Genomic DNA, 1,463 nt, shown 5'->3' with positions numbered 1-1,463 from the left:
AATTTCCATGTGAAAACTGATTATTATGCGGTATTAATCTCCCTTTCGGGAGGCTATCCCCCTCTTTGAGGTAGGTTACCCACGTGTTACTCACCCGTCCGCCGCTAATCCACTCCCGAAGGAGCTTCATCGCTCGACTTGCATGTGTTAAGCACGCCGCCAGCGTTCGTCCTGAGCCAGGATCAAACTCTTAATTTAAAAGTTTGTATTGACTCTTCTTATTACGAAATTACTTTTTTAGCTGCTCTCGCAGCTCAAAAGAATTGCTGGTTTATTCTAAATAAGTTGTACTTATATCTTCCTCTGTTTAATTTTCAAGGATCATTTTGCCGTCTCACTTCGACAGCTTTTACAGTTTATCATGTATTTCTTACTTTGTCAACATCTTTTTTTCAAAACTTAATTTTGAATTGCATGAGACATTACAATTGATATTTTCAAATTAATGTCTTCGCTTGATGACGACAGTTGCTATTCTAACACATTACCTATATACATAATTCAAAAATATCACCATTATATAAAATTATCTTATAATACATAAACTATAATACTTATTCCTTAAATATTCTTATACCGACACACTAGGTTATGTTGATTTTTAAATATAACAAAATAAAGGGGCTGTTGCATTAGCATAAAAAATTATGCTAATGCGACAGTGCTTTTTTAACATTTTATAGAAATTCACACGATAATTTAAAGTAAAATAAACTTGATAACTAAAAAATGACGCAATTTAATAAGCCTTCGATATTAAGACTTTTTTTATTTATGAAGCCTTTAAAATTTTAAAATTAAGCGCTCTTTTCAAGTTGAAAAAGATGTGTCCCTGTTCTGGCTGACTGAATTTTATTATGAAGCTTATTTATATTATGTGCCATCGCTAATAGAACATTTTCCGCCAAAATATTCTTTTTACCTTTACTTAGATATCTGCGGAATCCCATAGCCTGTTTTATCTCTGCAAAAGAGCCTTCGGCTTGGATACTTCGATTCATTCTTAACTCGCAACCTTCTTCACTCACAATTCTTTCGAGATTCTCTTTGCGAAGCATGTTGAACAGATTTGAAGTTTCAAGATTTTTGACTCTTTCTTCTAATGGAATTTTACAGTTATGCCCTTTTATACATTTACTCTTATATTTACAGTTATTGCAATCTTCACATATATAGATTGTTTTTTCACTTACATAGCCAGTCCGGCTCTTCCTTTTTATTATTCTATTTACAGTTAACTTCTTATTATTTTTACAAGTATAATAATCATCAAATTTGTTGTATTCCATATTTTCTATCCGGCTTATATCATTTTTATATTTTCTTGTTTTTGATATTTCATAATTTGCTGGTTTAATATATGATAACTGTCCGTTTTCTTTAACATAAACATAGTTTTCTTCACTTTCATAACCTGCATCCGCAGTAATTTTAAAATACTTAAAATACAAGAAGTTCTCCAT

General features: G+C 31.2%; 1 protein-coding gene and 1 rRNA gene. Both read right to left on the bottom strand.

Annotation, left to right across the window (positions count from 1 at the left end; all coding sequences use genetic code 11):
- Positions 1-198, bottom strand: a 16S ribosomal RNA gene (locus WY13_RS15515); the annotation flags it as partial.
- A gap of 599 nt (positions 199-797) precedes the next feature.
- Positions 798-1,463: transposase (locus WY13_RS15510; RefSeq protein ID WP_156499064.1), on the bottom strand; the 666-nt coding region annotated here is incomplete at its 5' end.

The sequence above is a fragment of the Clostridium ljungdahlii genome, from assembly GCF_001636845.1.
In the GTDB taxonomy this organism is placed as follows: domain Bacteria; phylum Bacillota; class Clostridia; order Clostridiales; family Clostridiaceae; genus Clostridium_B; species Clostridium_B ljungdahlii_A.
The sequence above is the reverse complement of the archived record's forward strand: the minus strand, read 5'-3'. Positions and strand labels throughout refer to the sequence as shown.